Here is a 5,261-nt window from a genome sequence, read left to right as displayed (position 1 = left end):
GGTCCTGAGGGTTCATTCCTAATTACAATCAATCAACAAAATGGAGCTATTGAAATTCTTGGTCAGATCTCAGATCTAGACACTGATTTCAGTGCAATCGCAGTAAACAGCAAACTGACCAGAAACGTGCCTACAATGTCTGAGTATGGTCTAATTGTAACAGTAGTTCTTCTTCTTGGAGCATCAGTTTTATATCTAAGAAGACGTAAATTAACCACAGAAAACTAAGTTTTCTCAACATTATATCCTTTACGAGGGGCATTCCTTTAGGTCTGCCCCTTTTTTATATCCATCTAATACAAGCACACTCCACCCTAGAATTACCACTATATCTATCGTTATATATATAGCTATGAATTGTAATTATTTTGCAATCATGCTAATATCTTAAGTAGGTTAGAAGATGGCGGGAAAATGCTAAGTATTACAAAGCCCTTTTGTAGATAATCTTAGCGAATTTCACTTCAAACCTCATATTTAGTACTTCATAAAGAACTTATAGACCCATCGCACGTATTTTTTTGCAAATTGGATCTTATTTGTTCGAAGTACATGCAAAAAAAGACTTAAAAACTCTTATATGGAGGAATGTGAGATGAAAACTATTAAATCCATAACATTTGCTATAGCCGTATTGTTACTATTTGGTATATCAGCAAATGCTCAGACAACAATTTATGCACTCGGAAGTGAGGTTATTATCGAAGATGATTTTGATATTATTGATTTTGATACCAGACAAATATTTCAAATGACTTTTGGCCCCACTACACTCTACACAATTAACCCTCAGACCGGAGAAAAATCCGAGGTCGGCTCAACAGGTTTTAGGGAATGCGCTGGTTTGGATATACATCCTGGTACTGGAGAGTTCTATGCAGTTTGCAACAGAATATTAGAAGACGATGATAATGGATTTCCAGGAGATATCATACAATTGGGAGAGGACGAAGGAATAGGACAATTTCTTGTTCTCATAGATAAAAATACTGGTGAAGGCACTGAAATAGGACCGCTCGGTGACAGAATTGGATATGACGGAAACTTCATTACTGATATCAGTTTCAGAGAAGACGGCGTCTTGTTTGCCTATTTTATTTGCCAGTCTTGTCAGCGCAGTGGTAGCATACTAAAGACAACAAACAACGTTGAGGAGTTAGAGGGTAATGCACTTGGAATACTTAATTTGAATACTGGGGCATTTACTCCTGTTGGTGAAACAGGGGTTCAAGATTCAATTGCCGCTATAGGGTTCACAGCAGCTCAGGTTCTGGATCATTGTGCCACATCTTTCCTAAAAGAGGCAGACTTCTTAGAGTCACGCATGTTAAACCAGTTCAGCGGCGTCTCAACATATGTCCGCGATATTATTCCTCCCGCAGACTTTGCTGATTTCCGTAAATCAATAAGCTCTAAAGATGCAGACATGACATCTGGTAACATGTACGGGTTCTTTCTTGCAGAAGAAGATGATGATGACGATGGACCTTCTCCCGCAGAGCTTGCCACAAGAAATATAGCAGCAACTGGAAGCTTTTTAACCATGATAGATCCAAACACTGGCCTACTAAACATAATTGGCCAGACAGCAGGTACTCAAGAGGCCATGCTGGCCATAGCCGTAAAAGGCGAGCCTAGAATGGTACCGACAATGTCGGAGTACGGGCTAATCATTACAGGTATTCTTTTCTTAGGTGCAGCAGTTCTATACTTAAGAAGACGCAGACTAAACACAGAAATTTAAATTTTCTCAACATTATATCCTTTAAAGGGGCATTCCTTAGGGTGTGCCCCTTTTTTATTTCATCCCTATGCAACCTATCTATCTCATTATATTTCTATATTCAAAGAGATTGTCATTTCTGAGCGATCGTGCTAAAATTATATATAGGTACAAAGATGGCGGGAAATGCTGAGCATTACATGACCAAATTGTAGATCCTCTCAGTATTCATCTTTTAAACCTGAAATTTTTTGATTTACAGAATTCAGAGGCTAAATCCATTTTTGAGAAGGGGCTGCCCGTCCTATTTTTACTCACTTGTTTGCCTCAGGATCTGATAAAAACAAATTTCTATGGAGGATAGAAGATGAGAATTCTTTTAAGTTCACTCATAGTTTTACTCATAGCTGTATCATTTGGATTTTCTTTAAGTGCCAACGCTGAGCTTTACGCTACCTCTCAAGCGGTAGAAGCATTTGAGGTGGAAGAGCAACAATCTTTTCTAAACAAGATTGATCCTGATACAGGAGAGCCAACCAGAATAGGTGGGATGGGAGTTCAAGATTGTATCGGATTAGATTTTGAACCTATAACAAATAGGCTTTTTGGTGTATGTGAAAGATTGAAAGAAAATCCTGATATGCCAATACTTATTGGACCAGACAACCCAGAATTAGCTCCAGAGACTAGAGTAGACCCTGAGGACGTAGGTCAGATACTGGTTTTAATTGATGTAGAGACTGGTATGGCGACTGAGATAGGGCCTTTGGGCATAAGCCCGGATCAGACCGACTCAGGAGTGACAGACATTTCCTTTAATCCAAACGGAGTATTATTTGGTGTAGTGACGTCATTTCCTGATAATCCGGGGGATGGTGGAATGGAAGTCATTGATGAAGAAATAATATTAAACCCTGAAGCTAGAGTGCTTCCGGAGATTACAGAAGCCACTCTTCTCAGAATTAACACTACGACTGGTGAAGCTTCAATCGTCGGCGCAACTGGAACCGGAGGAATCTTTGGAACAATTGGACACTCCCCTATAGGAAAACTTTATCATACGGCAGAGAACTTCGAAGATGCAGCAACTCATATGCTAAATGAAAGCACAGCCCTTGCAAGTAAACTTGCGGACATAGTTTATCCTGTTGGTCCAGAGTCTCTTCGCCTGATCTATTCAATGGACTTTTCCACAGAAAAGAACAAATTATTCTCAATGCTCCTCATATTCCCTCAGCAACCAGATGGTCGAGATCTAACAGATGATGAACTTGCACCCAGGGTTGATTTTTCAATCCCAGGTTTTTATTTAACCACTATAGACCCTCAAACAGGTGTGATTAGCGGGGTCGGGCCAACAGACTTAATTGATGCAGATGGCAACCCGCCCGAATTCTTTGGTGCTATAGCGGCTTTAAACCAAGACGAGAGACAAGTTCCAACCATGTCTGAGTGGGGACTGATTATCACTGGCGTACTATTCTTAGGAGCGGCGGTAGTTTACCTAAGAAGAAGGAAGCAAATAATGGAGGGATAACAAATGAGATATTTATTTAGCGCTTTAGTTGTTTTTACAATGCTTTTTTCATTTACTTTACAAGGCAGTGCTGCAGGCATAAGGCTACTAGGAATAGCACAGGAGGCCAATGATCCAAATGATGATGGCCAGATACCTGAAATAGAATTCAACATGGATGAAGAGGAAGAGTTTCCTCAAGCAATGCTCTATGAAATTGACCCCGCGACAGGAGCAGTTACACCTATAGGAAAGACAGGGTTTTTTGGTTGCGCAGGGCTTGATTTCGAGCCGGCAACTGATAGAGCTTTTGCCGTCTGTCTAAGATTACCGGAGGATGAAGACAATGGGCCTCCCGTAGGCGAAGAAGTATCTCCAGAAGCCAGAATGGAAGAAGATGACAATGGACAGCTATTAGTAGAGATTGATATAGCAACGGGTCAAGGAACACTAATAGGTTCTTTAGGAATTCAGTCTGAACTTATTGTCACTGATATATCATTTAGATCAGACGGCACTCTTTTTGCCATAGTAAACGGTCTTTCTGGAGTTCTCATTGGTGGCGGCGGGGGTAACCAGGGTTTAAACAGACTTATAGATCCTGAAGAAGAAGATGAGGTTCTTGCTACAATTGATACCCTAACCGGCAAAGCCTCTCTTGTAGGTCTGACGGGAACAGGACGATCATTTGATGCGATCGGGTTTTCAGCCATGGACCAGCTATATCATACAACTGATAGGTTAGTTAACACGGGCGATGTTAACATGCTAAATGCTGCTATAGGTAGTGCCATTAAATTAGCCGCACTAAACATTCCACCAGAAGCTCCGGAGCTTGTTGCCATAAGTACTTTGGATGCACATCCGGGAACTGGTGAGCTCTTTGGTATGCTTGTAGAGTTTATTACTCCTGATTTTCGACCACCTGGAGATTTAGAACTTGAGGGCAGAGTAGAATTTATGTCTGGCTCAAACTTAATAAAGTTAAATGCACAGACTGGAGATATTGAGGTAATTGGACTCTCAACCGGGCCATTTAACCAAATGGGCGCCATAGCCTTTTTAGGTAGAGAGGAACTGGAAGTGCCTACAATGTCTGAATGGGGTCTTATCATCACAGGTGTTTTACTCTTAGGTGCAGCAGCAATTTATCTTAGAAGAAGACAACTACAACAATAAATAAAAGATTTTTGGAATCATTACCTAAAAAAGGGGCACTTCATACGGAGTACCCCTTTTTCATTATTAGACTAAATGTTAAGCAGCTATTAATCCGCTTTGTAGCTCACTACTCTCAAGCTATACTGATTTTATAAACAAATAACAAGGAGAAGAACTATGGCACTAGACGAGTTTGTACAAAAACTTATTAAAGACTCAATCGCATTTGCCTCCGTGGCAACCCTTATGTCTGACGGCTCCCCACAGGTAAGCGTTATGTGGGTAGACACAGACGGCGAGCACATTTTACTAAACACTGCAGAGGGACGTGTTAAAACAGATAATTTCAGACAGGACCCAAGAGTCGCACTTGCAATAGTTGATTCTGAGAACCCCTACCGTCAGGCAATGATAAGGGGAAAAGTGGTTGAAGAAACCCATGATGGTGCGTTTGAGCATACAGATGTTTTGGCGAAGAAGTACATTGGGCAGGATAAATACCCATATCATCAAGAGGGCGATGTAAGGGTGATTTTTAAAATTAAGCCCGACAGTGTTTATAAAATAGATATGTAAAAATTAACGGAGAACAGTGATGAGCGATAATGCAGTTCAAAAATTTTTATCAGCCCTTTTCAATCAGGATCTAGATCAGGCGATTGAAGCTGTACATGAAGACGCCGTGTTCTCAGCCCCTGGGCCCGACACCGTCCCTAACTATAGAACTTTTCATGGCAAGAAGGGAGCAAGAGAATTTATTGCCATCCTAGGCGAGCTCTTTGATACAGAGGCATTTGAGGTATATGAATTCATAGAAAAAGACGATTATGTATTTGCCATTGGGCTTATGAAACACCGAGT

At 40.8% G+C, this 5,261-nt stretch carries 6 protein-coding genes; all 6 read left to right on the top strand.

Features of this window, described 5'->3' with window-relative positions; all coding sequences use genetic code 11:
• A partial coding sequence (locus tag AAF462_09885; GenBank protein MEM7009430.1) for an IPTL-CTERM sorting domain-containing protein occupies positions 1 to 228 on the top strand: 228 nt, incomplete at its 5' end.
• Positions 229 to 595: 367 nt separating this feature from the next.
• Positions 596 to 1,744: a hypothetical protein gene (locus AAF462_09880; GenBank protein ID MEM7009429.1), complete on the top strand. Its 1,149-nt coding sequence runs from the start codon at positions 596 to 598 to the stop codon at positions 1,742 to 1,744.
• 346 nt (positions 1,745 to 2,090) lie between these two features.
• A complete protein-coding gene (locus tag AAF462_09875) occupies positions 2,091 to 3,260 on the top strand; it encodes an IPTL-CTERM sorting domain-containing protein (protein MEM7009428.1) in 1,170 nt (389 codons plus the stop codon).
• 3 nt (positions 3,261 to 3,263) lie between these two features.
• The gene (locus AAF462_09870) at positions 3,264 to 4,418 is read left to right on the top strand and encodes an IPTL-CTERM sorting domain-containing protein (GenBank protein ID MEM7009427.1); all 1,155 of its coding nucleotides are present in this window, start codon (positions 3,264 to 3,266) and stop codon (positions 4,416 to 4,418) included.
• 159 nt (positions 4,419 to 4,577) lie between these two features.
• On the top strand, positions 4,578 to 4,976 hold the full coding sequence (locus AAF462_09865; GenBank protein MEM7009426.1) for a PPOX class F420-dependent oxidoreductase: 399 nt from the start codon (positions 4,578 to 4,580) through the stop codon (positions 4,974 to 4,976).
• Between the two features lie 19 nt (positions 4,977 to 4,995).
• The coding region (locus AAF462_09860) for a nuclear transport factor 2 family protein (GenBank protein ID MEM7009425.1) at positions 4,996 to 5,261 on the top strand (266 nt) is incomplete at its 3' end.

Source organism: Thermodesulfobacteriota bacterium, assembly GCA_039028315.1.
Lineage (GTDB): Bacteria > Desulfobacterota_D > UBA1144 > Nemesobacterales > UBA2774 > CR02bin9.
The sequence above is the reverse complement of the archived record's forward strand: the minus strand, read 5'-3'. Positions and strand labels throughout refer to the sequence as shown.